This window comes from Micromonospora sp. SYSU B005 (assembly GCF_055362685.1).
The window spans coordinates 204925-229134 of sequence record NZ_JAXCFU010000002.1; the positions used below are offsets into that span (position 1 = coordinate 204925).

The window sequence follows — 24210 nt, forward strand, 5'->3', positions numbered from 1 at the left end:
ACGCGTATGGCAGCGGTTTTCGGTCCTCGGCGCCCCTCGGACGAGCGCCCGCCGGACGAATCCGCCGCGGCCGGGAGCGCGGCGGGTGACGAAACGCCGCTGCCGGAGCTGGCGGACGGGCACTGGATGAACCGCGCCACCGAGTTCGCCCACACCAGCTTCTGGTCGGTGGCGCGCCGGCTGCCTGCCCTCGTCCGCGAGGCCATCGGCCTGGCCTGGGCGACCAGCCGCCGGGACACGCTCGCCTCGATCGGGCTCAACGTGGTCGCCGGCCTGCTCACCACCTTCGGGCTGCTCGCCACCACCGGCGTGCTCCAGCAACTCTTCGCCGACGGGCCCACACCGGACCGGATCCGGGCGGCCCTGCCCGCGCTGCTGCTCGCGGCCGCCGCCGTGACGGCCCGGGGAGCGCTGACTGTCGCCGCCGGCTGGGCGCAGGCGCGGCTCATCCCGCAGATCAACTACCAGGTGGAACTCCGGCTGTTCGAGGCGACCACCGCTGTGGAACTCGCCGCGTTCGACGACGCCGGCTTCGCCGAGGAGATGGATCGTGCCCGCGATCGGGGCATGGCCGAGGCCGCGTCGATCGTGGACCACACCGTGAACCTGGTGACCGGCGTCGTGGGTGTGCTGGCGACCGCCGCCGCGGTCACCGTCATCCAGCCCGTCCTGCTGCCGTGCCTGCTGCTCGCCGCGGTGCCCGAGGCCGTCACCGCGGTCAAACTGGCGCGGCGGCAGTACCTGGCGCTGCTGGCCTGGATCACCCGTCGCCGCCGGATGTACCTGCTGGCCCGTTTGATGGCCGATCGGCACACCGCCGCCGAGATCCGTGCCTACCAGATGCGGGACTTCCTGCTGGCCGAGTACCACCGGATGATGACCGTCGAGACCCAGGCCCAGCTCCGGCTGGCCCGTTCGCAGACAGTCACCCGAGGGCTCGGCCTGTCGGTGACCGGCGTGGCCGCGTTCGCGGTCTATGCCGTACTGGGCGGGCTGCTGATGGGCGGTGTGGTGGCGCTCGCGGCGGCGGCCACCGCGCTGCTCGCGCTCCAGGCCGCGCGTACGAGCCTGCGCACCGCGATCTTCGCCACCAACTCGCTCTACGAGGACGCTCTCTACTACCAGGACTACCGCGACTTCCTCGACCGGGCGGCACGGCGGATCCCGGCCGGCGGGCACCTGCCCGTCGACGGGTTCACGCGGATCGACGTCGACCGGGTCAGCCTGCGCTACCCGGACACCGACAGTGCGGCGGTCGACGAGGTCAGCCTCACGTTCCGGCGCGGCGAGGTGATCGCGCTGGTGGGGGAGAACGGCTCCGGCAAGACCACGCTCGCCAAGCTGATCGCCGGCCTCTACCGGCCCACCGGCGGCACGATCCGCTGGGACGGCGTGGACGCCGCCGAACTGGATCCACGCCAGACCGCCGCCCAGGTCGCGGTGATGAGCCAGGACTGGTGGAAGTTCCCGTTCACCGCCCGGCAGAACATCCGCGTCGGCCGCCACGACCGCGCCGACGGCCCCGGACCGAGCGTGGAGACCGCCGCCCGCGACGCCGCCGCGCACGACATGATCAGCGAGCTGCCGTTCGGGTACGACACGCTGCTGGACCGGCAGTTCAAGGACGGCCAGGACCTGTCCGGCGGGCAGTGGCAGCGGCTGGTGGCCGCACGCGGCCTCTACCGCGACGCCCGGCTGCTGATCTGCGACGAGCCGTCCGCCGCGCTCGACGCGCGTGCCGAGCACGCCCTCTTCCAGCATCTGCGGCGGCACCCGGACCGGGCCGTCGTGCTGATCACCCACCGGCTCGCGAACGTCCGGCACGCCGACCGGATCTTCGTGATGGACCACGGCCGGCTCGTGCAGTCAGGCGACCACGACACGCTGATGGCGCAGGGCGGGCTCTACCGCGAGCTGTTCGAGTTGCAGGCGGCCGGCTACCTCGCCGGCAGCGCGGAACCCGCCGACGGTTGACCTCCAGCGCACTCGAACTCCTACCGTGACCGGACCGCGCGCCACCCGGCCGGCGCGGTGCAACCCAGGGAGTTCACATGCGCTATCGCGTCCTCGGCGGCACCGGCATCGAGGTCAGCGTCCACTGCCTCGGCACCATGATGTTCGGCGCGGTCGGCAACCCCGACCACGACGACTGCGCCCGGATCGTCCACGCGGCACTCGACCGTGGGATCAACTTCGTCGACACCGCCGACATGTACTCGGCCGGCGAGTCGGAGGAGATCGTCGGCAAGGCCCTGCGCGGCCGCCGCGACGACGTGGTGCTCGCCACGAAGGTCCACTTCCCGATGGGGGAGGGGCCCAACCGGGGCGGCAACTCGCGACGCTGGATCGTCCGTGCGGTCGAGGACAGCCTGCGCCGGCTGGGCACCGACTGGATCGACCTCTACCAGGTGCACCGCCCGGACCACACCACCGACGTCGAGGAGACGCTCGCCGCGCTCACCGACCTGGTCCGGGCCGGGAAGATCCGTGCGTTCGGCTGCTCGACCTTCCCGGCCGAGGAGATCGTGGAGGCGCACCACGTCGCCGAACGGCGTGCGCTCGCCCGGTTCCGCACCGAGCAGCCGCCGTACTCGATCCTGGCGCGCGGCATCGAGACGTCGGTGCTGCCGGTCTGCCGCCGCTACCGGATGGGTGTGCTGGTGTGGAGCCCGCTGGCCTCCGGGTTCCTGTCCGGCCGGTACCGGCAGGGGCGGCCCGTCGACCTCGGCGCGGGCCGCCCGGCACTCACCCCGGCCCGGTTCGACCCGGCGCTACCCGGCAACACCGCCAAGTACGCTGCCGTGGAGGACCTGGTCGCGCTCGCCGGCGAGGTGGGCTGCACACTGCCGCAGCTCGCTGTGGCGTTCACCGCCGTGCACCCGGCGGTCACCTCGACCATCATCGGGCCGCGCACGATGGACCAGTTGGACGCGCTGCTGGCCGGGGCGGAGCTGACGCTCGACGACGCGGTGCTGGACCGCATCGACGAAATCGTCCCGCCGGGCACGAACCTCTACCAGCCCGACGGCGCCTGGTCCCCGCCGACCCTGACCGACCCGTCCCACCGCCGCCGCCCCCTCCCCGAGCGGGCCGCCGCCTGACCCCCGCTCCTCCCGCCAACCCCCGTCTCCGCCCTCAGCCCTCAGCCCGTCGATCATGGAGTTCCGGCCCCGGCAGACAGCGCGAACCGGACACTCGAGGGGCGCAAACCGCAAGATCGGCGGGGCGAGGCGAGGCGGGGCGGGGCGGGGCGGGTGGGGAACTGCGTCGACACGGGACGGGGGCGGCTCCACACTGGGCCTGTGGAACATCGGGAACTTGTTCGGGTGAGCAAGCGGCTGTCGCTGGCGTTGCGGCACCGGCCCGACGCGTACGGGCTGCGACTCGACCGGGCCGGCTGGGTGCCGGTGGCCGACGTGCTCGCCGGGCTGAGGATCAGCCGCGCCCAGCTGGACGCCGTGGTCGCGGGCAACGACAAGCAGCGCTTCGCCGTGGAGGCCGGCCCGGACGGGGCCGACCGGATCCGCGCCAACCAGGGCCACTCCGTCCCGGTCGACCTCGGCCTCACTCCGGCCGCGCCGCCGCCCCGGCTGTTCCACGGCACCGGCGAGGCAGTGCTGGACGCGATCCGGGCGCAGGGGCTGCGCCGGGGCGGGCGGCACCACGTACACCTGTCACCTGATGTGGCGACGGCCCGGCGCGTCGGCGCGCGCCGGGGCGGCGCGGTGGTGGTGCTGACCGTGGACGCGGCGGCGATGGCCGAGGCCGGGCACCTGTTCTACCGCTCGGCGAACGGGGTGTGGCTCACCGACTCCGTGCCGCCGCCCTACCTCGGCACCACCTGAGCGGCGGTCAGCAGACGGTCACCGGGTGGGCCACCACGGCGTCGAACAGGTACGCGAGGTCGTTCGGCGCGGCCCGGTCGGGCTGGACGGCGCCGGTGCAGTCGGTGGCGCGGGCGCGCAGCACGTGCCGGCCCGCGCCCGGCGGACGCCACCGGACGGTCCAGCGCTGCCAGGCGCCGCCCCGGTCGGCGGCGACCAGGTCGGCCGGGCGCCACCCGTCGCCGGTGTCCACCTCGACGTGCGCGATCGGGCCGTTGCCGGACCAGGAGCGGCCGGTCAGCAGCATCTCCTCGCCGGCCGGCACCCGGGCGTCCCAGGGCAGCTCGAACGCGCTGCGGACCGGCTGGGCGGTGAGGACGGTGCCGTCGGCCGGGTGGCCGGGGCCGAACATCCGGTAGAACTGCGTGTTCCACGGCGAGAACAGGGCAGTGGTGGAGACCTCGATCGCGCCGACCCACTTGATCGAGGAGATACCGACCCAACCGGGCACCACGACGCGTACCGGGAAACCGTGGTCGGGGGGCAGCGGCTCGCCGTTCATCTCGTACGCCAGCAGCACGTCGTCGAGCGCCTTCGCGACCGGCATCGGTCGGCGTACCCGGCCGAGGTTGACCCCGCCGGAGACGTAGTCCGGGTCGAGTCCCTCGGGCATCACGTCGACCGCCTTGTCGCGCAGCCCGGCCAGGCGCAGCACCGTGCCGAGCCGCACGCCACGCCACCGGGCCACGCCGACGCTGCCCAGCCCCCACGCCACGCCCGGGGCGGGCTCGTCCTGCTGCTCGGCGAAGTAGCGCCGCCCGTTGCCGGCGCACTCCAGCAGCGCCGCGTGCTCCTCGGCGGGGAGCCGGCGCAGCTCGTCGAGGTCGAACTCGACCGGCTTGTCGCGGGTCGGCGCGCCGCGCAGGCCGTCGCCGACCAGGCGCAGCCGCCAGGTGGCCGCGTCCAGGTGCGGAGTGACGGTGTGGTTGCGGACGAAGAATCGGTCGGTCGGGACCACGTACCCCTGGCCGGCCATCGACGGCCAGCGCATCTCGGCGTTGGTGTCCAGCGGGCGCAGCAGGTCCGCCGGCAGCGGCTTGACGATCGGCGCGCCGGGGTCGACGCCGACCGGCGCGGACCCCACCGCGACCGGCTCGCGTTCCGCGGCGGCGGCGGTCACCGCGGCCATCGCCGCGCCCACCTCCAGCAGCCGGTCGCGGTCGACGCCCGGCCCGTGTGCCTGCCCGGCGAGCCACTGCCGGCTCCGGTCGGCGTCGTGGACGGCTTCGGCGGGGGACGGGGAGTGACTCACTGCTGACCTCCGGGGTAGGCGACGCTGCCTTTCCTATTCAATCAGTAGGACTTTTCGTCGATCCGTCGCAGGTGGTGGCGACTCACGCCGCAGCGATCAGCGTCACCACCCCGGCCGCCACGAGCACACCGGCCCAGAGCCGGTCGACGTTGAACCAGGCCCGGCGCAGCACACCGACGCCGAGCACCTCGTACACCAGCAAGGCCACCACCAGCGCGACGGCGAGCATGGCGACTGTGTGCACGGCGGCGGCGAGCAGGCCGGTCAGCGCGCCGGCCGGCGCGGCGGCGAGGTGCCCGGCGTGCGGGCCGGCGCCGGCCGCCGGTTCGGCGAGCAGCACCGGCAGCAGCATCAGGCCTGCGCCGTGCGCCGCCGACATCAGGAACGACCAGGCGGTGAGCTGCGCCGCCGACAGCCGCATGCCGGCCCACCGGAAGTGCCGCTCGGACAGCAGCCGCCACAGCCCGAACCCGACCAGCAGCACCCCGCCGGCCACCGCGACCAGCGTGCTCGCCGTCACCGACCGGGTGGCGCTGACCAGGGCGGCGACCACCGCCACCGACGCCAGGTGGCCGGCCGCGATCGGCGGCAGGGCCGCCAGGAGCGCCGCCCGGCGACGCTCCTGCAGGCCCCGGGCCACCGCGAACAGCCATCCCATCGCCGGGTTCAGGCCGTGGAACGCGCCGAGGCCGGCCAGCGCCGCCCAGGTCGCGCCGGTCACGGGAAGCAGTACGAGTCGGACGAGGCGTCGCCGCCCTGCAACCGGGTCTGGTGCACGCGCAGGCCGCGGAACTCCTCGCCGCGCGGGAAGAACCGCGGGTCCGGCACGAGGCCGCCGGTCGCCGGGTCGACGTCCAGCTTCGCCACCCAGGCGCCCACCCCGTCGGGGTAGAACTGGTCGTCCCAGGCGCCGTAGAGCGAGTTGCTGACGTAGACGCGGCGGCCGTCGCGGCTGATCTCGACCATCTGCGGGCCGCCGGCCAGCGGCTCGTCCGGGTACGCCGGGTGCGGGGTGCGGTTGACGATGCCGCCCAGGCGCACCGAGCCGACGCGTACCGGGTGGAACGGGTCGCTGACGTCGTAGCGGATCAGTTCGCCGGTGCCCCAGCAGGAGACGTGCAGGAACCTGTCGTCCACCGACAGGTCGATGTCGGTGACCAGCGGCGGCACCGCACCGAACGGCTTGAGCAGGTCCGGCAGGTCGGCCGGGTCGGCCGGCTCGGCCGGGATGTCGATCACCTTGGTCACCGCCCAGGTGTCGCCGTCGCGGTGCCACAGCCAGATCGAGGCGGACAGGTCCTCGACGCTGATCACCACGCCGACGAAGCCGTACGACTTCGTCGGGTCGTGCGCGGGGCGCAGCTCCAGCGGCATCTGGTACTGGTCGCCGAGGTCGACGCGCTGCACGTGCCGGCGCCTCGCCAGGTCCCAGAAGTGGATCGCGTGCCCGTACCTGCGGCCCAGCAGCAGCTCACCGACGATGCCGTCCTCGATCATCGACGGCGTGCCCCACTCGCTGGTGACAAGCACGTCCTGGGTGTAGTGCCACCAGAAGTCGTACGCCAGGAACTGCGGCCCCCGGTCGGCCTCCCACGCGCCGCGTACCTCGAAGGTGGTGTGGTCGAGCACGGCGATGCCGCCGGGCCCCTCCTGCCCGTCCGCGCCGCCGAGCGCGGAGACGTAGATGCCGTCCGGCCCGCAGTGCACGGTGTGCGGGCGGGAGTACCCGGCACGCTCGCCCAGCTCCTTCGCCTCGATCACCTTGACCAGGCTCGGCCGGCGCGGGTCGGGCTTGGTGTCCAGCACGTGGATCCGGGACGAGCGCAGGCCCGGCACGATCAGGTAGCGGCGTTCCACGTGCGGGTGCGGCGCGGTCGGGCAGAGCGCGCTGCTGCACGCGTTCCAGCCGAAGTGGTGCAGCTCGTCGCCGGTGTTCGGCAGCTCGGTCCAGCCCACCACCCGGCCGTACGAGCCGGAGTCCGGGTCGGTGTCGAGGACCGCGATGGCGTCGGGGCGCTGCCCGGCGCGGTCGAACGCGGCGACGTACGCGAGTTTCTCGGCCGGCGCGGTGGCGGCGAGCGCGGGGGAGGGGTAGAAGGTCGGGTCGGGGGTCCAGCGGGTCATCGGTTCTCCCTCGCGGTCAGCCGGCGGGTACGCCGAGGCGGTCGAGCAGGTGGCGGCGCAGCGCGCCGAGGGCCGGGTCGTCGGGGCTCGGGGACGGGCCGAGGCGTACCGGCACCTCCTCGGCGATCACGCCGTCGTCGAGCAGCAGGACGCGGTCGGCCAGCAGCAGCGCCTCCTCCACGTCGTGGGTGACGAGCAGCGCGGCGAAGCCGTGCTGGGCGCGCAGCCGCCGCAGCAGCCCCTGCATGCGCAGCCGGGTCAGCGCGTCCAGCGCGCCGAACGGCTCGTCCAGCAGCAGCAGGTCCGGTTCGCGGACCAGCGCGCGGGCCACCGCGACGCGCTGCGCCTGCCCGCCGGACAGTTCGGCCGGCCAGGCCCGGCCCCGGTCGGCGAGCCCCACCTCGGCCAGTGCGCGGCCGACCCGGTCGCCCACGTCCGGCCCGGTCAGGCCGAGCGCCACGTTGTCCGCCACCCGCTTCCACGGCAGCAGCCGGTGCTCCTGGAACACGACCGCGGCGGTGCCGTGCACCGCGTGCTCGCCGCCCGCGTCGCCGTCGAGCCCGGCCAGCACCCGCAGCAGCGTGCTCTTGCCGGATCCGCTGCCGCCGAGCAGCGCCACCGTCTCCCCGGCGCCGATGGTCAGGTCCACCCCGGCCAGCACCACCGCCGGGCCGAACGCCCGGGTCACCGCGCGTGCGGTGAGCACCGGCCCGGTCAGGTCGCGCGCAGTCCGCGTCGCCACGCCAGCGTCCTCCTCTCCGCGTACCGGATGAGCAGGTCGGAGGCGAGCCCCAACAGCGCGTAGACGAGCAGGCCGAGCACCACCACGTCGGTCTGGCTGAACTCGCGCGCCTCCATCATCAGGAAGCCGACGCCGGTCTGCGCGTTCACCTGCTCGCCGACGACCAGGCTGAGCCAGGCCGCGCCGATGGCCAGCCGCAGCCCGAGGAACAGCGACGGCAGCGCGCCGGGTAGCACCACGTGCCGCAGCCGGGCCGCCGCGCCGAGACCGCAGGTACGCGCCGCCTCCACCAGCCGCTCGTCGATGTCGCGGATGCCGGCGTACGTGTTGAAGTAGATCGGGAAGAACGCGCCGAGCGCGACCAGCGTGACCTTCAGCGACTCGCCGATGCCGACCCAGATGATCAGCAGCGGGACCAGGCCCAGGTGCGGCAGCATCCGGGCCATCTGCACCGGCGGGTCGACCAGGTCGTCGCCGAGGCGCAGCAGCCCGGCCGCCGCGCCGAGCACCAGCGCCAGGCCGCCGCCGATGAGCAGGCCGAGGGCGGCGCGGGTGAGCGAGTCGAGCAGGTGCACGCCGAGTGTCCCGTCGCTCGCCAGCCGCCACCCGGTCGCGAGCACCGCGCTGGGCGCGGGCAACTTCTCCGCGGCGAGCAGCCCGGTCCGCGCGGCGGCCTCCCAGGCGAGTACCAGCACGACCGGGCTCGCCGCGCGCCGCCACCGCCGCGACGCGCGGGCCCGCGACCGCCGCGGCGTCGCCCGTTCGGGTACGACCGGAGCGGCCGCCTCGGCCAGCGCCGGACCGCTCACTGGAACGCCTCGTTGAACCGGCCGTCCACCCGTCCGGCGATGTCGACCGGTCCGGGCACGAGCTTCAGCTCCACGAAGCTGTCCGCGATGGCCTGCAACTCCGCGCCGATCTCCGGGGTGACCGGGGCGAGCGGCTTGGCGCTGCGGGCCAGCGCCCGGGTGGTCACGTCGAGCGGGATCTTCAGCTCCGGGGCGAGGACGGCGGCCCGCTCGCCCGGGTGGGCGATACCCCAGTCGGTGGTCTGCCGGTACGTGTCCAGGAACGCGCGTACGTCGTCGGTGCGGTTCTTCACCGCGTCCGGTGCGGCCAGCACGTACTCGCGGTTGCCGGCCAGGCCGGTGGCGTCGGCGAGCACCCGTACGCCCGGCTGCTCGGCCAGCGCGAAGTACGGATCCCAGATGATCCACGCGTCGACCTGCCCGTTGTCGAACGCGGGCCGCCCCTCGGCGGGCTTGAGGTACTTCACGTTGATGTCGGCGAGCGTCATCCTGTTCGCCTCCAGCAGCTTGACCAGCAGCCAGTGCACGTTGGAGCCCTTGTTCAGCGCGACCGTCTTCCCGCGCAGGTCGGCGAATCCACGATACGGGCTGTCCGCCTTGACCAGCACTGCCTCGCCCTGCGGGATCGGCTGGGAGGTGCCGACCACGGAGAACGGGATCTTTCCGGCGGCGGCGAACACCGGTGGCGCCTCGCCGACCTGGCCGATGTCGATCGAGCCGGCCTTCAGTGCCTCGGTCAGCGCCGGGCCGCTCTCGAACAGCGACCAGGTGACGTTCTTCGCGTCGCCGCGCGCCTTGACCAGGCTGAGCCCGCCGAAGCGCTGGTAGCCGATCCGCAGCGGTCCGTCGCCGCCGCTGGCGTCGGCCGCCTCGCCGCCGCAGGCCGTCAGCGCCGTCGCGGCGAGCAGTGCGAGGGTGGTGAGCAGCGCGGCCAGCGGCCGGCGGCGGGTTCTGGGGGTACGCATGGCGACTCCTCGGGGAGGGATGGGCCCGGCCGTCGGCGGGCGACAGCAACCTACCAACCCGATAGGTTTTATGGGTAGGGTGTCGGCGTGGTCGTCCCACCACTCAGGAGGCGACCCGTCCCATCCCGCACCGGAGGTACACCATGTCGCTCACCTTCCACTGGTTCCTGCCGACCTACGGCGACAGCCGGGACATCGTGGGCGGCGGACACGGCGTACCGGTCGGCACGGCCGGTGGCGCGCGGCCCGCGAGCGTGGCGTACCTGGGGCAGATCGCCCGCACCGCCGAGCAGCTCGGCTTCGCCGGTGCGCTCACCCCCACCGGCGCCTGGTGCGAGGACGCCTGGCTGACCACCGCCATGCTCAGCGAGGTCACCGAGCGGCTGAAGTTCCTCGTCGCGTTCCGGCCCGGCCTGCTCTCACCCACCCTCGCCGCGCAGATGGCCTCCACGTTCCAGCGCCTGTCCGGCGGGCGGCTGCTGCTCAACGTGGTCACCGGCGGCGAGTCGGCCGAGCAGCGCGCGTACGGCGACTTCCTGGACAAGGACGCCCGCTACGCGCGTACCGACGAGTTCCTGCACGTGGTGCGGGCGCTGTGGCGCGGCGAGACGGTCGACCACGACGGCGCCCACGTGCGGGTCGAGGGCGCCCGGCTCAGCCGGGTGCCCGACCCGGTGCCGCCGGTCTACTTCGGCGGGTCGTCCGGCGCGGCCGGGCCGGTGGCGGTACGGCACAGCGACGTGTACCTCACCTGGGGCGAGCCGCCGGCCCAGGTGGCCGGCAAGCTGGACTGGATCCGCGGGCTCGCCGCCGAGGCCGGTCGCGAACTGCGCTACGGCATCCGGCTGCACGTGATCAGCCGGGACACCGCCGAGGAGGCGTGGGCCCAGGCGCGCAAGCTGCTCGACGGCATCCCCGAGGCCGACGTGCGCGCGGTGCAGGACGGGCTGCGGCGCAGCGAGTCCGAGGGGCAGCGGCGGATGCTCGACCTGCACGGCGGCTCCCGCGACGGGCTGGAGGTCTCGCCGAACCTGTGGGCCGGATTCGGGCTGGTACGCGGCGGCGCGGGCACCGCACTCGTCGGCAGCCACACCGAGGTCGCCGACCGGATCGCCGAGTACCACGCGCTCGGCCTGGACGAGTTCATCCTCTCCGGCCACCCGCACCTCGAGGAGGCGTACTGGTTCGGCGAGGGCGTGCTGCCGATCCTGCGGCGGCGCGGGCTGTGGCGGCACCCGGCCGGTGAGCCGGAGACCGAGGCGCCGGCCGCCGTGCCGTTCTCACCCCAGCCCGTCCCGGCCCGCGGCTGACCGCGCCGCGAGTGGCCGCCGGTCCGTCCGGCGGCCACCGGCTCCGGTCAGATCGGGCGTTGACCGGCGAGGAAGTCGGCCAGCACCCGGGTGTGCGTGGAGAAGGCCAGCTCGACCGGATCGGTGAGCACCAGCCACTCGGTGGCCTCCTCGGTCGGTGCCGACGGCGGCAGGTCACCGACCGGCCGCTCGGGTAGCACCCCGAAGACCATCATGGTGCCGCCCGCCGGGGCGCCGTGCACCGCGAACAGGCGCGCCTCGCCGGCCTCCGCCAGCAGGCCGGTCTCCTCCCGCAGCTCGCGGACGAGCGCCTCGGACCACTCCTCGCCGTACTCGATGAAGCCGCCCGGCAGCGCGAGCCGCCCCCGGGCCGGTTCGATGTCGCGGCGTACCACCACCACGCCGAGCCCTTCCGGCGTGTGGACCGGCAGCACCGCCACCGCCACCGGCAGCGGATTGCGCCACACCGTCTCGCCGCAGGAGGAACAGACACGCGGCCACCCGGCGCCCGCCGGGTAGGCCGCGCCGCAGAACGAGCAGTGCGAGTACGCGGTCACGCCGCAGCACGTTACCCGCACCTGTCGCCCGAGGTCAGGCGTCACCCCCTCGGGCCGGCGAGCGCGGCGCGCGCCTCCATCAGGGCGAACCCCAGGAGGTTGTCGCCCCGCCAGGTCGCCGGGTCGGCGGCGCGCGGATCGTCGGCGGTCAGGCCGATGCCCCAGATCCGGTCGGTCGGGCTGGCCTCGACGAGCACCCGGTCGCCGGTGCCGAGCAGGAACCGCCGCAGCGGCTCGTGCTGGGCGAACTTGGCGACACTGCCGGCCACCACGATCTCGTACCGGCGGGCCGTCCAGGTCGCCTCGTCGAAGTCACGGACCTGCCGCCCGAGCGCCTTGGCCCGGTGCGGATGCCCGGCGGCCAGCACGCGCTCGGCGATCGCGTGGTCACCGAAGAGGGTGGCCTTGTGCCACATCATCCAGTGCTCGGCCGTCGCGAACTCGCGCCCGTCCACCGTGAACGCCGCCGGCCACCACTGGCCCAGGCAGCTCGCGCCGATGCTGCCGTCAGGCCGTGGCCGGTGCCCCCAGAAGTGCAGGTATTTGAACGTCTCGCCGGCGTCGAGCGCGGCGGTCAGGTCGGCGACGGAACGGATCGGCATGCCCGCAGTCTGCCCCACCCCACCGACATCCCACCCCGCACTTTCGCAATGGCGCACCGACATCACCGTCCACCACGGACACCTCCGCCCCTCCCCGCCCACTGCCTCGACCCGTCCGCTCGCGCCGACAGGCCGACTACACGCGCCGCACGACGTCCAGCCGCATCTCTCCGGCCCGAGCCGATCCCGCCTCTCGACCGCAGAGAAAGCCGTCCCGCATCACGAGATCCCAAGAGATCTTGGAGCGAACAGGCCCCCATGAGGGCCATTTCCTACCAAGATCTCCACGCGCCGCCCTCCCTCCCCGTCGATCTTGCACTTTGGTGCCCCGTATAACGCGCCTACCGGACATTCTGCGGGCTCAAACTGCAAGATCAACGGGGAGAGGGAGCGGGGGAGGGGGTTAGGGGGTGGGGGCGCCTGTGTAGAACGCGGTTACTCGGGTGCCTGCGGTTTGTGCCTGCTCGGTGGGGGTGCCGGCCTCGACGCTTGCTGCCGTCCAACTGTTGCTGGACTCGGTGACGAAGCGCAGGCCCTCGGGTGAGGCCATCCACTCGGCCGCGGCGGCCGGGTCGACGCCCGTGCCGTCCACGGCGAAGTGGGAGGCCAGGCCGACCAGCGCCAGGTCCCAGCCGATGCCGACCGCGCCCGGGCCGTACTCGGCCCACCGCTGGTCGTCGACGTGCGCGACGTGTTCCAGCTCGAAGCGGGTACGCCCCGGTCCCGCCTCGCGCAACCGCACCTCGATCCAGCTCACCTCGCCGCCGAACTCCCAGGTTGCGGCGAAGCCGTGCGGCGGGTCGCAGCGTTCGACGGTGCCGCCGGCGTTGCCCTCCAGCTGGTAGCGGCCGCCGAGGCTCAGGTCACCGGAGACCGGCAGGAACCAGCGGGGTATGCGTTCCGGGTTCGTGCAGGCGTCGAAGACGTCGGCGACCGGCGCGTCGTACGTCTGGGCGATGGTGAGCACCCGCGCCTGCCCGGCGGGGAGTGTACGGGCGCCGATGTGGCGCTCGACGGCGCTGATCTGTCCGCTCACGTCGATCATGGGTCGGTCCTCTCGTCGTCGGTGGTGTCCTCGCGCAGCCGTCGTTCGCGGCGGCCCCGGGCCAGCTCGGTGGCGAGCGCCGCCAGTGGCGGCGTCCAGAAGCGGCGGAACCCGTCCAGCCACGCGTCGATCTCGCGCAGCGGGCCGGGGTCCACGGCGTAGAGCCGGCGGGTGCCGTCGGCGCGCACAGTGGCGAAGCCGTGCTCGCGCAGCACCTTGAGGTGCTGGGAGACGGCGGGCTGGCTGATGCCGAACTCGCGCCGCACGGTCTCGCCGAGCGCGCCGGCGGGTTGCTCGCCGTGGGCGAGCAGTTCCAGGATCCGGCGGCGCACCGGGTCGCCGAGGACGTCGAAGGCGTGCACGACCCATGTATATCAGGCGACGCTTATATAAGCGAGAAATGACACTGACGTGTACGCGGGACGCCCGTCGCACCCGGGCGCCCCGCGTATCCCCGTTTGTCAGCCGCCGAGACGGGCGGCGACGGTACGGCGCAGCTCCGGCAGGCGGCCGTGCAGCAGGCCCGGGCACTGCGTGTCGTTGAAGTCCTTGTGCCCGTAGATCTCGGTGGGCGCGATGCCGTACTGCTGGCAGGTGAACGCGCAGAACGTGACCAGGCTGTTCCAGAGCGCCTGGGGCGGCTGCACGTCCACGTAGATGCCGTCGTTCTCGATGCCGATGGCCTGGCTGTTCTGCCCGACGCAGTGCGCGCCCTGCACCATGGTCTGGCCGTGCAGCAGCGCGTAGAGGCTGCCGTGCCGGCCCTCGGTCAGGTAGCCGCCCCGGCTGTTGGTGAAGTGCTGCCCGGAGTCGAGCCAGCCGTTGCTGTCCATGTGCAGGTTCTGGATGTCGCGGGAGTTGCGGTACGCCTGGGCGAGGCTGTAGTCGGTGGTGTTCGGGAACGCCGTGTGGTGGACGATGATCTTGTTGGGCCGGCTGGACACCACGCTCACCGGCGACGAGGGCGGGCGGGCGCCCCAGGTCGCACAGTTGGCGATGGTCGGCTGGTCGACCCGGGTGGCGGCGGCCCGCGCGTCGGGGCCGGAGCCGATCTGGGTCAGCGCGCCGACGCCGGCGGCGGCGCCGAGCAGGACCGCGCCGCGCAGCACGGTCCGCCGGGGGACATGGGCAGGCATCGCAGCCTCCTGGGGAAGAGAGACGGCCGGGCGTGGCGGGACCGGCACCGCCCGCCACGCCCGGGCCGGGGTCAGCAGGGTCCGTTGCAGGCCAGGACGCGCAGCCGGTCGAGCGAGCCGTTCCACACGTTCTGGTCACCGGGGAAGACCCCGGAGGAGGACCACTGCCAGAACGAGTACGTGCCCCAGCCGGCCGGCAGCGTGCCGACGCTGCCGGCGTACCTGGCGATCCACAACGGGTTGTTGGCGGCGAACTGCGAGGTGTTGCCGGTGCAGGTGCTCCACCAGTCGGTGGTGGTGTAGATGGTGGCCCACCGGCCGGTGCGGGCGTAGTACTGGTTGACGAACGAGGCGATCCAGCTGCGCATCGACGCCTGGCTCAGCCCGTAGCAGGTCGCGCCGTACGGGTTGTACTCGATGTCCAGCGCGCCGGGCAGCGTCCGCCCGTCCTTCGACCAGCCGCCGCCGTGGTCGACGAAGTAGTTGGCCTGAGTGGCGCCGCTCGTGGTGTCCGGGCGGGCGAAGTGGTACGAGCCGCGGATCATCCCGACGTTGTACGAGCCGTTGTACTGCTGGGCGAAGTACGGGTTGGTGTAGTACGTGCCCTCGGTCGCCTTGACGTACGCGAACCGGGCGCCGTTGGCCCACGCCCCGGACCAGTTCACGTTGCCCTGGTAGCTGGAGACGTCCATGCCGGGTAGCCCGGCCGGGGCGGCGCCGGCGGGGGCCGCCCCGGTCAGGGCCGCGGCGGCGACGGTGACGGTGGCGAGCAGTGCGGCTCCGGCCGCACGCAGCGCCGATCGGATCGATCTGTGCATCTGTCCTCCCTGGGGGTTGCCGCGCTCCGGCGGCGGGAGTATGACGAAAGGAACTGTCGTCATTAGGGCACAGGGCGGAGAAACTTTTCAATAGATTGCATCGAAGAATCTCACTGAATTGGGTGCTCAGCCGAGCTGGGCGAGCGCCTCGGCGGCGGCGCGCTCGCCGGCGGTCACCGCGCCCTCCAGGTAGCCGCTCCACCGGGTCGCGGTCTCGGTGCCGGCCCAGTGCACCCGGCCCACGGGCGTGCGCAGTTCCGGGCCGTACGCGCACCACGCGCCGGGTGGCAGGACGCCGCAGAAGCAGCCGCGCGTCCACTCGTCCGCCGACCAGTCGTACTCGACGATGTCGTCGGGACGCGCGGCGGCCGGGCCGAGGATCGCGGCGAGCGCCTCGCACAGTGCGTCCCGGCGGGCGTCTGGCGGAAGCCGGCGCAGCGCCCGGGCCTGCGCGCCGTAGCTGAACGCGGTGAGCACCCCGCCGGGCGCGTCCGGCAGCGAGTTGTCGACCGTCTCGGTGAGCGGCCCGGTGTCGGTGCTCGACACGCCGGAGCGGCCGTCGGCCCGCCAGAACGGCTCCGGATAGAGCGCGTGCACCTTCAGCGCCACACCCATCGGCATCCGCTGGGTCAGTCCGTCGCGCAGCGGCGGCAGCGGCGGGTCGTACCGGATGCGCCCGGCCAGCGTCGGCGCCAGCGCGACCACCACCGCGTCGCCGCGGTACGTCTCGCCGCCGGAGCGCACCCGCACGCCGTCGCCGTCCTGCGCGACACCGTCCACCGGGGCGCGCAGGCGCAGGCTCCCCGGCGGCAGCGCGGCGGCCATCCGCTCGGCCAGCGCGGCCGGACCGCCCGCCATCCGGTCCTGCTGGGCGCCACCGGCCATGCGCAGCAGCGAGCCGGTACCGCCGCCGCTGCGCAGGTAGAACAGCATGTGCAGCAGCGAGACCTCGTCCGGTGAGGCGGCCAGCAGGCCACCGGCGAGCATCCGGCCCGCGTATCCGGCGGTGACCGGGTCGGCCGCGCTCGCGTCGAGCCAGCCGCCGAACGTGACCCGGTCCCACCGTGCCGCCTCGGCGGCACGCCACGGCGCGGCCGGGTCGAGCGTGCCCGCCATCTCGTCGAGCGTGCCCAGCAGCGCGGACAGCCCCGGCGGCTCGCCGGTGGCCGGGCGTCCGCCGAGCAGCAGCGCCGCCGCACCGTGCGCGGGGGAGGAGAAGGTGGTCAGGCCGTACGCGGCGACGAGCGCGTACATCCGGTCCTGAGTCGGGCCGATCCACTGCGCGCCGAGATCCAGCCAGCCGCCGCCTGGTAGCGGGCGGCTGCGCGTCCGGCCGCCCACCCGGTCCCGCGCCTCCAGCACCCGTACCTCGGCGCCCGCCGCGTCCAGCGCGAGCGCGCAGGCCAGACCGGAGAACCCGGCGCCCACGACGACGACCCGGTGACGGCGCACGCGACGGCGTACCCCGCTCCCGGCCGGATTCACCCGGCCCGGCGTGTCGAAACCGGCATCAGTCGTTCGTGTGGAGGGTGAGAGGGCGGCGCGGGGCCGTCCCCGGCGGTGAGGAGACACCGATGAAGCAGTACCTGATCAGCATGTACCAGCCGGCCGGCGAGGGCCGTCCCGACCCGGAGTTCCTGGCCGGGGTGATGCGCGAGGTCGAGGCCATCGGCCGGGACCTGCGGGAGGCGGGGTGCTGGGTGTTCGGCAACGGCCTGCACGACCCGCAGACCGCCACCGTGCTGCGCCCGGCCGGTGACGAGGTGCTGGTCACCGACGGGCCGTTCGCCGAGGGCAAGGAGTACCTGGGTGGCGTCACCATCATCCGGGCGCCCGACCTGGACGCCGCGCTGGACTGGGGCCGCCGCTACGCCCTCGCGACCACGCTGCCGATCGAGGTCCGCCCGTTCCAGGGCGAGGGATGACCGACGTCGAACGGGTCTTCCGGGCCGAGTACGGCCGCGCGGTAGCCGTCCTGGTCCGCCTCCTCGGCGACATCGACCTCGCCGAGGAGGCGGTCCAGGAGGCGTTCACCGTCGCCGTCTCGCGGTGGGCCGCCGACGGGCCGCCGGCCAGCCCGGCCGGCTGGATCATCACCACCGCCCGCAACCGCGCGATCGACAGGCTGCGGCGCGAGGCGACCCGGGCCGCCCGGCACGCCGAGGCCGCCCTGCTGCACGCCGACGACGACCCGCCCGCCGAGGAGGGGCCCGTGCCCGACGACCGCCTGCGCCTGATCTTCACCTGCTGCCACCCGGCGCTCGCCGCTCCCGCCCGGGTGGCGCTGACGCTGCGCCTGCTCGGTGGCCTGAGCACCGCCGAGATCGCGCGCGCCTTCCTGGTGCCGGAGCCCACCATGTCGCAGCGCCTGGTCCGGGCCAAGGCGAAGATCCGCGACGCCGGTATCCCGTACCGGGTGCCGCGCGACGCGGACCTGCCGGACCGGCTGCGCGGGGTGCTCGCCGTGGTGTACCTGATCTTCAACGAGGGGCACACGGCGAGCGCGGGGGAGCGGCTGGGCCGCGCCGAGCTGGGCGCCGAGGCGATCCGGCTGGGCCGGCTGCTCGTGACGCTGATGCCGGACGAGCCGGAGGCGCTCGGCCTGCTCGCGCTGATGCTGCTCACCGAGGCGCGCCGCGCCGCCCGGACCGGCCCGGACGGCGTGCCGGTGTCGCTGTCCGAGCAGGACCGCCGCAGGTGGGACCGGGAGCTGATCGCCGAGGGGCAGGACCTGGTCCGCCGGTGCCTGCGGCGAGGCCGGCCCGGCCCGTACCAGATCCAGGCCGCGATCGGCGCGGTGCACGCGGACGCGCCCACCGCCGCCGCCACCGACTGGGGACAGATCCTCGCGCTCTACGACCAGCTCGCCGCCGTCGCGCCCGGGCCGGTGGTGGCGCTGAACCGGGCGGTCGCGCTGGCCGAGGTACGCGGACCGGCGGCGGGACTGACCGAGGTGGAGCGTCTGGATCTGGGCGGCTACCACGTGTGGCATGCGATCCGGGCCGACCTGCTGCGCCGGCTGGACCGTCCGAAGCAGGCGCGGAAGGCGTACGACGCGGCGATCGCCGGCACCGGCAACGCGGCGGAGCAGACGTTCCTGCGCCGCGCCCGCGACCGCATGCCGGGATGATCGCACCGACCGTGCAGGTAGGAGGCTCGCAGCCGGTCGAGAAGAGTAGTGATCGTCGGGGGCATTGACGCGGCGGCAGAGAAAAGTACACTCCCGGTGTAATTAGTTTTCTCTGCTCCCTCGACCGGCACGAGGTGACGATGAGCCCACCGGCCGCCCCCGCCGACGAACCGGGCCTGGCGCTGCACCACGTCGGCGTACGCTTCGGCGGCCTGGTCGCCCTCGACGACGTCTCGCTGCGGGTGCCGCCCGGCCGGATCGTGGGTGTGATCGGCCCCAACGGCGCCGGCAAGACCACGCTGTTCAACGTGGTCTGCGGCTTCGTCCGGCCGACCGAGGGCTCGCTCACCCTCGACGGCCGGCCGTTCCGGCCCCGCCCGCACGCCCTCACCCGGCTCAGCATCGCCCGCACGCTCCAGGGCGTCGGCCTGTTCGCCGGGCTGACCGTGCTGGAGAACGTGGTCGCAGGCGCCAGCCACACCGCCCGCGCAGGTTTCGCCGCCGCGCTGTTCGGCCTGCCCCGCAGCGACGACGACGAGCGGCGGCTGCGCACCCGGGCGATGGACCTGCTCGCCGAACTGAGCATCGAGAAGTACGCCGACGCCGCCCCCGCCACCCTGCCGTACCCGGTACGCAAGCGGGTCGCGCTGGCCCGCGCGCTGATCGCCCGGCCCCGGCTGCTGCTGCTCGACGAACCGGCCGGCGGTCTCGGCGCCGACGACGTGGCCGAGCTGGCCGACCTGGTCCGCGCGCTGCCCGACCGGGAGGACGGCTGCGCCGTGCTGCTCGTCGAGCACCACATGGACCTGGTCATGTCCGTCTGTCAGGAACTGGTGGTGCTCGACTTCGGCAAGGTGATCGCGGCCGGGCCGCCGGAACGCATCCGAGACGACCCCCGGGTCACCGAGGCGTACCTGGGCGCCGACGTGCCGGCCGAGGGGAGCACGCGGTGACCGCCGTGCTGGAGGTGGAGGCGCTCAGTTGCGGCTACGGGCCCGTGCCGGTGCTGCGCGACGTCGCGTTCACCGTCCCGGCCGGCACCGTCACCGCCGTGCTCGGCGCCAACGGCGCGGGCAAGACCACGCTGCTGCGTACCCTCTCGGGTCTGCTCCGTCCCACCGGCGGCCGGGTCCGGTACGCGGGCGAGGACCTGCGCGGCGTCCGGGTGGAACACCTGGTCCGGCGCGGCCTGGCGCACGTGCCGGAGGGGCGGGGTGTGGTCACCGAGCTGACAGTGGCGGAGAACCTGCGCCTGGGCGGGCTGTGGCGGCGCGACCGCGCCGACGCCCGGCGCGCGCTCGACGAGGTGTACGAGCTGTTCCCCGCCCTGGCCCGCCGCCGCGACCACGCCGGGCACCAGCTCTCCGGCGGGGAACGGCAGATGCTCGCGATCGGCCGCGCGCTGATCGCCCGGCCCCGGCTGCTGCTGCTCGACGAGCCGTCACTCGGGCTGGCGCCCAAGGTCACCGCGCAGATCATGGCGCTGCTGCGGCGGCTGCGCGACGAACGGGGGCTCACCGTGCTGCTCGTCGAGCAGAACGTGCGCAGCGCGCTGTCCGTCGCCGACCAGGGCATCGTCATGTCGCTCGGGCAGGTGGTGACGGCCGCGCCGGCCGCCCGGCTACGCGACGACGACCAGCTCCGGCACGCGTACCTCGGATTCTAGGAAGGGGTCGCGGATGGAGCGGTTCTGGTTCCTCACCTTCGACGGGCTCGCCTCCGGGGCGGTGTACGCGGCGTTCGCGCTCGCGCTGGTGCTCATCTGGCGGGCCGCCCGGGTGGTCAACTTCGCCCAGGGCGCGATGGCCGTGGCCACCGCCTACGTCGGGTACGCGGTCGTGTCCGCCACCGGCTCGTACTGGCTGGGCCTGGCCGCCGCGATCCTGTCCGGGCTGGCCCTGGGCGCGCTGGTGGAGCGGGTGCTGATGCGGTTCGCCGGCCCCGGCGGCCCGCTCAACCAGGTGATCGTCGCGCTCGGGCTGGTGCTCGTCATCCAGGCGGTGCTCGGCATGGTCTTCGGCAACGACTACCGGCCCGCACCGGCGCCGTTCGACACCGACGCGCTCACCATCGGCGGGGTGGCCGCGCTGTCCCCGTACGACCTGTGGGTGCTCGGCGCGGCGCTGACGGTGGTGGCGCTGCTCGCGCTGCTGTTCACCCGTACCCCGGTGGGACTGCGGATGCGGGCCGCCGCGTTCGCCCCGGAGGTGTCCCGGCTGCTCGGCGTCAGCGTCGGCCGGATGCTCACGCTGGGCTGGGCGCTCGCCGCCGGCGTCGGCGCGCTCGCCGGCATGCTCGTCGTCCCCACCGGACTCGGCCTGCACTCGCACGCCATGGACCTGGTCTTCGTGGTCGCGTTCACCGCCGCCGTGGTCGGCGGCCTGGACAGCCCGGTGGGCGCGGTGGTCGGCGGCCTGCTGGTCGGGCTGATCCTGTCCTACGTCACCGGCTACCTGGGACCGGACACCACCCCGCTGGCCGTCCTGGTGCTGCTGCTGTCCGTCCTGCTGGTCCGCCCCGGCGGGCTCTTCTCCGCGGCGAGAGCGAGGCACGTGTGACGAGCACCCCCACCGAGATCGCGCCCGCCGCGCCGTCCCCGCTGCGGCGGCTGCTTCCCGGCGCCCCCGCCGGACACGAGGCGCGCGGCTCCACGCTGCTGCGCCACCTGGCGCTCGCGGTGTTCGCCGGCACGCTCGTCGTGCTGGTGACCAACCAGCTCGCGCCGTACCAGAACCTCCAGGTGGCGCGCGTCTGCGCGTTCCTCTGCGTCACCGCCGGGCACACCGTCCTGGTCGGACTCAACGGCCAGCTCTCGCTCGGGCACGGCGCGCTGATGGCCACCGGCGCGTACACCGTGGCGCTGACCCAGCAGGCCCTGGACGAGCGGGCGATACGCGGCTGGTGGACGCTGCCCGCGTCGCTGCTCGTCGCCGTCGCGGTGACAGCGCTCGGCGGGCTGGTCGTCGGGCTGGCGGCGGCCCGGCTGCGCGGCCCCTACCTGGCCGGCGTGACCCTCGCCGTGGCGACGCTCGTCCCGGCGGTCACCACGATCTTCACCGGCGTGTTCAACGGCGAGCAGGGGCTGCGGTTCCCGGCGCAGACGCCACCGGCGGCGCTCGGCGCCTACTTCCAGCCGGAACGCTGGCTGGCCTGGATCGCGCTGGCCGCCGCGCTGCTCACCATGCTGCTGCTGGCCAACCTGGTACGCAGCCGCTTCGGCCGGTCCCTGCGGGCGGTCCGCGACGACGAGGTCGCGGCCCGGCTCGCCGGCATCCCGGTGGCCCGCACCCAGGTGCTCGCGTTCGTGGTCAGCGCCGCCTGTGCCGGCCTCGGCGGCGGCGTGTACGCGATGCTCACCGCCACCGTCGCGCCCGGCAAGTTCCCGCTGGACCTGTCGCTGTTCCTGCTCATGGCGATCGTGATCGGCGGGCTGGGCAGCCTCGCCGGCGCGGTCTGGGGAGCGGTGCTGCTGGTCGCGCTCCAGGACCTGCCCGGCCTGCTCACCGAACACCTCAGCCTGTCCGCCGGGCTGGCCCAGCGGCTGGAGGGCAACCTCGCGCTCGCGGTGTTCGGCCTGATCCTCATCGTCGTCATGCTCGCCGCCCCGGGCGGCCTGCAGGGCGGCGTGCGTGCCGTCGGCGCCCGGCTGCGCGCCGCGCTGCGCCGCCGTCGCGCCACCCGCCGGTCGCCGGACCGCTGACCTCACCGGTTCCACCCACACCGTTCGCACCGTCGCACCGGATTGGAGAACCATGCGCCCCACCACCCGCCGCGTTCTCGCGGCCGCCGCCGGCCTGGCCATGCTGGCCGCGCTGCCGGCCTGCGCCGACGACGAGAAGCAGGCCGCCGAGAACGTCCCCGGCGTCAGCGACTCCGAGGTCGTCATCGGCACCCACCAACCGCTCACCGGACCGGCCGCGCCCGGCTACTCGAAGATCTCCGCCGCCACGAAGGCGTACTTCGAGCACGTCAACAGCAAGGGCGGCGTGCACGGCCGCAAGATCGTCTACAAGGTCATGGACGACGGCTACAACCCCGCCAACACCGAGAACGTGGTCCGCAAGCTGGTGCTCGACGACAAGGTCTTCGCGCTGCTCGGCGGCCTCGGCACGCCCACGCACACGAACGTGCTGGAGTTCGTCAAGACGCAGAAGGTGCCGGACCTCTTCGTCGCCTCCGGCAGCCGCAACTGGAACCAGCCGGACAAGTACCCGACCACGTTCGGCTGGCAGCCCGACTACACGGTCGAGGGCAAGATCCTGGCGAGCTACGTCAAGAAGGAGTTCCCCGGGGCGAAGGTCTGCCACTTCGGGCAGAACGACGACTTCGGCCGGGACTCGCTGGCCGGCGTCGAGCAGATCCTCGGCCCGGTCGCGGCGAAGCAGACGTACACCACCACCAACCAGCAGGTCGGCCCGGCGATCGGGGCGCTGCGCGCGGCCGGCTGCCAGGTGGTCATCTCGGCCACCATCCCCGGCTTCACCGCGCTCGCCATGGGCCAGGCCGCCGGGCAGGGCTTCAAGGCGCAGTGGGTGGTCTCCAACGTGGGCGCCGACTACACCACGCTGTCCGCCCAGCTCGGCGACAAGAAGGTGATCCTCGAGGGCATGGTCGCCGACAACTACCTGCCGAACGTGGCCGACACCGCGAACCCGTGGATCCAGGAGTTCACCAAGATCCACCAGAAGTACAACGCGGGCAACCCGGTCGACGGCAACGCGATCTACGGCTACTCGATGGCGTACACGTTCGTGCAGGCGATGCTCGCCGCCGGGCCCGACCCCACCCGGGAGAAGCTGGTCGAGGCCGTGCGCAAGGGCGGATTCCGCGGGCCCGGCCTGGTCCCGTTCCGGTACGCCGACGGCGTGCACGCCGGCTACGGCGGTGTGCGGCTCACCAAGGTGAGCAACGGCGTGCAGGAGTACTTCGGTCCCGCGTACACCACGGATGACGGCGACGGCGCGGTCACCGAGTTCACCGACCCGCCGACGACCCCGCCCGCGGACGCGGTGCCGACCGCATGAGGCGTCCCCGCCGGGCGGCCGGGTGCCGGCCGCCCGGCGGGACGCACGTAGAGTGGCCGCCGGCAGACGAGCAACAGGAGATTCCGTACCCATGATCGAGGTGGAGGCCGACCCGCCGGAGCGGGTGGACGGCCGGGCGGCGCGGGCCGAGCGGACCCGGGCCGCGATCGTGGAGGCGCACCTGGCCCTGATCGACTCCGGTGACCTGCGGCCCACCGGGGAACGGATCGCCGAGCGGGCCGGGGTGTCGCTGCGCACGCTCTGGACCAACTTCAAGGACATGGAGACGCTGTTCGCCGCGACCGGGCGGCGGGTCGGCGAGCGGCAGGCCGCGCTCTGGCGGCCGGTGCCGCCGGAGCTGCCGCTGACCGCCCGGATCGCCGCGTTCTGCGACCAGCGCGCCCGGCTGCTGGAGGTGCTGGCGCCCTCGGCCCGCGCGTCGGCGCTGCGGGAGCCGTTCTCCCCGCAGTTGCGGCGCAACCGGGAGGCGGCGGTCGCCCGGGTCCGGCACGAGATCGAGGCGGTGTTCGCCCCGGAACTGGCGCAGGCCGGGCCGGGCCGCGCGCAGCTGCTGGACGCGCTGACGGTGGCCGGCACCTGGTCGGCGTGGTCGATGATGCGCGACTCGATGGGGCTCGACGTCGAGGCCGCCCGCGCCGTGATGGCCCGTACGCTGGGCGCGCTGCTGGTCGACGCGATCGCCGCCGGCCTGCGCTGAGCGGCCCCCGCCGGCCTCGCGCTGACTGCTCCCGCCGGCCCGTGCTGAGTGCTCCCGGCGGCCTGTGCTGAGTGCTCCCGGCGGCCTGTGCTGA

25 protein-coding genes are annotated in these 24210 nt (G+C 74.0%); 12 read left to right on the plus strand and 13 right to left on the minus strand.

Annotation, left to right across the window (positions count from 1 at the left end):
• Nucleotides 1–6: 6 nt before the first annotated feature.
• From SM452_RS06135 to SM452_RS06145, 3 genes are all read left to right on the plus strand, one after another.
• Nucleotides 7–1974, plus strand: coding sequence for an ABC transporter ATP-binding protein (locus tag SM452_RS06135; RefSeq protein ID WP_463839457.1), 1968 nt, complete (start codon nucleotides 7–9; stop codon nucleotides 1972–1974).
• A 77-nt stretch (nucleotides 1975–2051) separates the two neighbouring features.
• Nucleotides 2052–3101 (plus strand): aldo/keto reductase, encoded by a 1050-nt coding sequence (locus SM452_RS06140; protein WP_463839458.1) that lies wholly within the window; start codon nucleotides 2052–2054, stop codon nucleotides 3099–3101.
• A 201-nt stretch (nucleotides 3102–3302) separates the two neighbouring features.
• A complete protein-coding gene (locus tag SM452_RS06145) occupies nucleotides 3303–3845 on the plus strand; it encodes an RNA 2'-phosphotransferase (protein ID WP_355507997.1) in 543 nt (180 codons plus the stop codon).
• Nucleotides 3846–3852: 7 nt separating this feature from the next.
• Here SM452_RS06145 and SM452_RS06150 read toward each other — a convergent pair whose 3' ends face one another.
• The 6 genes from SM452_RS06150 to SM452_RS06175 form a co-directional block, all read right to left on the minus strand.
• Nucleotides 3853–5136, minus strand: coding sequence for a sulfite oxidase (locus SM452_RS06150; RefSeq protein WP_463839459.1), 1284 nt, complete (start codon nucleotides 5134–5136; stop codon nucleotides 3853–3855).
• 82 nt (nucleotides 5137–5218) lie between these two features.
• On the minus strand, nucleotides 5219–5857 hold the full coding sequence (locus SM452_RS06155) for a hypothetical protein (RefSeq protein ID WP_262011833.1): 639 nt from the start codon (nucleotides 5855–5857) through the stop codon (nucleotides 5219–5221).
• Nucleotides 5854–7260 (minus strand): selenium-binding family protein, encoded by a 1407-nt coding sequence (locus SM452_RS06160; protein WP_262011832.1) that lies wholly within the window; start codon nucleotides 7258–7260, stop codon nucleotides 5854–5856. Before SM452_RS06160 ends, SM452_RS06155 begins: the two co-directional genes overlap by 4 nt.
• A gap of 16 nt (nucleotides 7261–7276) precedes the next feature.
• A complete protein-coding gene (locus SM452_RS06165) occupies nucleotides 7277–8002 on the minus strand; it encodes an ABC transporter ATP-binding protein (RefSeq protein ID WP_355507993.1) in 726 nt (241 codons plus the stop codon).
• The gene (locus SM452_RS06170; RefSeq protein WP_262011830.1) at nucleotides 7975–8811 is read right to left on the minus strand and encodes an ABC transporter permease; all 837 of its coding nucleotides are present in this window, start codon (nucleotides 8809–8811) and stop codon (nucleotides 7975–7977) included. Before SM452_RS06170 ends, SM452_RS06165 begins: the two co-directional genes overlap by 28 nt.
• Nucleotides 8808–9776, minus strand: coding sequence for a sulfonate ABC transporter substrate-binding protein (locus SM452_RS06175; protein ID WP_402810910.1), 969 nt, complete (start codon nucleotides 9774–9776; stop codon nucleotides 8808–8810). The genes SM452_RS06170 and SM452_RS06175 overlap by 4 nt, the downstream gene beginning before the upstream one ends.
• A gap of 143 nt (nucleotides 9777–9919) precedes the next feature.
• Between SM452_RS06175 and SM452_RS06180 the strand changes: the two genes are divergently transcribed.
• Entirely contained in the window at nucleotides 9920–11086 is a 1167-nt protein-coding gene (locus tag SM452_RS06180) for an LLM class flavin-dependent oxidoreductase (protein WP_262011828.1), read from the plus strand.
• 47 nt (nucleotides 11087–11133) lie between these two features.
• On the opposite strand, the gene SM452_RS06185 is transcribed toward SM452_RS06180, so the two are convergent.
• The 7 genes from SM452_RS06185 to SM452_RS06215 all read right to left on the minus strand — a co-directional run bounded on the left by SM452_RS06185 (nucleotide 11134) and on the right by SM452_RS06215 (nucleotide 16696).
• Nucleotides 11134–11643, minus strand: coding sequence for an NUDIX domain-containing protein (locus SM452_RS06185; protein WP_463839460.1), 510 nt, complete (start codon nucleotides 11641–11643; stop codon nucleotides 11134–11136).
• 41 nt (nucleotides 11644–11684) lie between these two features.
• The gene (locus SM452_RS06190; RefSeq protein ID WP_463839461.1) at nucleotides 11685–12245 is read right to left on the minus strand and encodes an NADAR family protein; all 561 of its coding nucleotides are present in this window, start codon (nucleotides 12243–12245) and stop codon (nucleotides 11685–11687) included.
• Nucleotides 12246–12648: 403 nt separating this feature from the next.
• Nucleotides 12649–13290, minus strand: coding sequence for an SRPBCC family protein (locus SM452_RS06195; protein WP_463839462.1), 642 nt, complete (start codon nucleotides 13288–13290; stop codon nucleotides 12649–12651).
• Nucleotides 13287–13652: an ArsR/SmtB family transcription factor gene (locus SM452_RS06200; protein ID WP_120569558.1), complete on the minus strand. Its 366-nt coding sequence runs from the start codon at nucleotides 13650–13652 to the stop codon at nucleotides 13287–13289. The genes SM452_RS06195 and SM452_RS06200 overlap by 4 nt, the downstream gene beginning before the upstream one ends.
• Before the next feature lie 99 nt (nucleotides 13653–13751).
• A complete protein-coding gene (locus tag SM452_RS06205) occupies nucleotides 13752–14426 on the minus strand; it encodes a peptidoglycan recognition protein family protein (protein ID WP_120569559.1) in 675 nt (224 codons plus the stop codon).
• Between the two features lie 71 nt (nucleotides 14427–14497).
• Nucleotides 14498–15244, minus strand: a complete 747-nt coding sequence (locus SM452_RS06210) for a lysozyme (RefSeq protein WP_463839463.1) — start codon at nucleotides 15242–15244, stop codon at nucleotides 14498–14500.
• Between the two features lie 126 nt (nucleotides 15245–15370).
• Nucleotides 15371–16696 (minus strand): flavin monoamine oxidase family protein, encoded by a 1326-nt coding sequence (locus SM452_RS06215; RefSeq protein WP_463839464.1) that lies wholly within the window; start codon nucleotides 16694–16696, stop codon nucleotides 15371–15373.
• A gap of 122 nt (nucleotides 16697–16818) precedes the next feature.
• Between SM452_RS06215 and SM452_RS06220 the strand changes: the two genes are divergently transcribed.
• The 8 genes from SM452_RS06220 to SM452_RS06255 all read left to right on the plus strand — a co-directional run bounded on the left by SM452_RS06220 (nucleotide 16819) and on the right by SM452_RS06255 (nucleotide 24116).
• Nucleotides 16819–17169, plus strand: a complete 351-nt coding sequence (locus tag SM452_RS06220; protein WP_013286726.1) for a YciI family protein — start codon at nucleotides 16819–16821, stop codon at nucleotides 17167–17169.
• Nucleotides 17166–18374 carry an RNA polymerase sigma factor gene (locus tag SM452_RS06225; protein ID WP_355507980.1) on the plus strand — a complete coding sequence of 403 codons (1209 nt, stop codon included), beginning with the start codon at nucleotides 17166–17168 and terminating at the stop codon, nucleotides 18372–18374. Before SM452_RS06220 ends, SM452_RS06225 begins: the two co-directional genes overlap by 4 nt.
• 140 nt (nucleotides 18375–18514) lie before the next feature.
• The gene (locus tag SM452_RS06230; RefSeq protein ID WP_463839465.1) at nucleotides 18515–19327 is read left to right on the plus strand and encodes an ABC transporter ATP-binding protein; all 813 of its coding nucleotides are present in this window, start codon (nucleotides 18515–18517) and stop codon (nucleotides 19325–19327) included.
• A complete protein-coding gene (locus SM452_RS06235; protein WP_262011818.1) occupies nucleotides 19324–20040 on the plus strand; it encodes an ABC transporter ATP-binding protein in 717 nt (238 codons plus the stop codon). Before SM452_RS06230 ends, SM452_RS06235 begins: the two co-directional genes overlap by 4 nt.
• 13 nt (nucleotides 20041–20053) lie before the next feature.
• Complete coding sequence (locus tag SM452_RS06240) at nucleotides 20054–20932, plus strand: branched-chain amino acid ABC transporter permease (RefSeq protein ID WP_194799177.1); 879 nt, start codon at nucleotides 20054–20056, stop codon at nucleotides 20930–20932.
• Complete coding sequence (locus tag SM452_RS06245) at nucleotides 20929–22074, plus strand: branched-chain amino acid ABC transporter permease (protein WP_463839466.1); 1146 nt, start codon at nucleotides 20929–20931, stop codon at nucleotides 22072–22074. The genes SM452_RS06240 and SM452_RS06245 overlap by 4 nt, the downstream gene beginning before the upstream one ends.
• Nucleotides 22075–22126: 52 nt before the next feature.
• Nucleotides 22127–23398: an ABC transporter substrate-binding protein gene (locus SM452_RS06250; protein WP_463839467.1), complete on the plus strand. Its 1272-nt coding sequence runs from the start codon at nucleotides 22127–22129 to the stop codon at nucleotides 23396–23398.
• A 91-nt stretch (nucleotides 23399–23489) separates the two neighbouring features.
• Nucleotides 23490–24116 (plus strand): TetR/AcrR family transcriptional regulator, encoded by a 627-nt coding sequence (locus SM452_RS06255; protein WP_262011815.1) that lies wholly within the window; start codon nucleotides 23490–23492, stop codon nucleotides 24114–24116.
• Nucleotides 24117–24210 lie beyond the last annotated feature (94 nt).

Bases quoted from the DNA above. Each gene is read 5' to 3' on its own strand.
- SM452_RS06135 (WP_463839457.1), top strand. From the start codon at position 7: ATGGCAGCGGTTTTCGGTCCTCGGCGCCCCTCGGACGAGCGCCCGCCG.
- SM452_RS06175 (WP_402810910.1), bottom strand. From the start codon at position 9,776: ATGCGTACCCCCAGAACCCGCCGCCGGCCGCTGGCCGCGCTGCTCACC.
- SM452_RS06190 (WP_463839461.1), bottom strand. From the start codon at position 12,245: ATGCCGATCCGTTCCGTCGCCGACCTGACCGCCGCGCTCGACGCCGGC.
- SM452_RS06255 (WP_262011815.1), top strand. From the start codon at position 23,490: ATGATCGAGGTGGAGGCCGACCCGCCGGAGCGGGTGGACGGCCGGGCG.
- SM452_RS06160 (WP_262011832.1), bottom strand. From the start codon at position 7,260: ATGACCCGCTGGACCCCCGACCCGACCTTCTACCCCTCCCCCGCGCTC.
- SM452_RS06220 (WP_013286726.1), top strand. From the start codon at position 16,819: ATGAAGCAGTACCTGATCAGCATGTACCAGCCGGCCGGCGAGGGCCGT.
- SM452_RS06250 (WP_463839467.1), top strand. From the start codon at position 22,127: ATGCGCCCCACCACCCGCCGCGTTCTCGCGGCCGCCGCCGGCCTGGCC.
- SM452_RS06230 (WP_463839465.1), top strand. From the start codon at position 18,515: ATGAGCCCACCGGCCGCCCCCGCCGACGAACCGGGCCTGGCGCTGCAC.
- SM452_RS06180 (WP_262011828.1), top strand. From the start codon at position 9,920: ATGTCGCTCACCTTCCACTGGTTCCTGCCGACCTACGGCGACAGCCGG.
- SM452_RS06195 (WP_463839462.1), bottom strand. From the start codon at position 13,290: ATGATCGACGTGAGCGGACAGATCAGCGCCGTCGAGCGCCACATCGGC.
- SM452_RS06225 (WP_355507980.1), top strand. From the start codon at position 17,166: ATGACCGACGTCGAACGGGTCTTCCGGGCCGAGTACGGCCGCGCGGTA.
- SM452_RS06240 (WP_194799177.1), top strand. From the start codon at position 20,054: ATGGAGCGGTTCTGGTTCCTCACCTTCGACGGGCTCGCCTCCGGGGCG.
- SM452_RS06140 (WP_463839458.1), top strand. From the start codon at position 2,052: ATGCGCTATCGCGTCCTCGGCGGCACCGGCATCGAGGTCAGCGTCCAC.
- SM452_RS06205 (WP_120569559.1), bottom strand. From the start codon at position 14,426: ATGCCTGCCCATGTCCCCCGGCGGACCGTGCTGCGCGGCGCGGTCCTG.
- SM452_RS06210 (WP_463839463.1), bottom strand. From the start codon at position 15,244: ATGCACAGATCGATCCGATCGGCGCTGCGTGCGGCCGGAGCCGCACTG.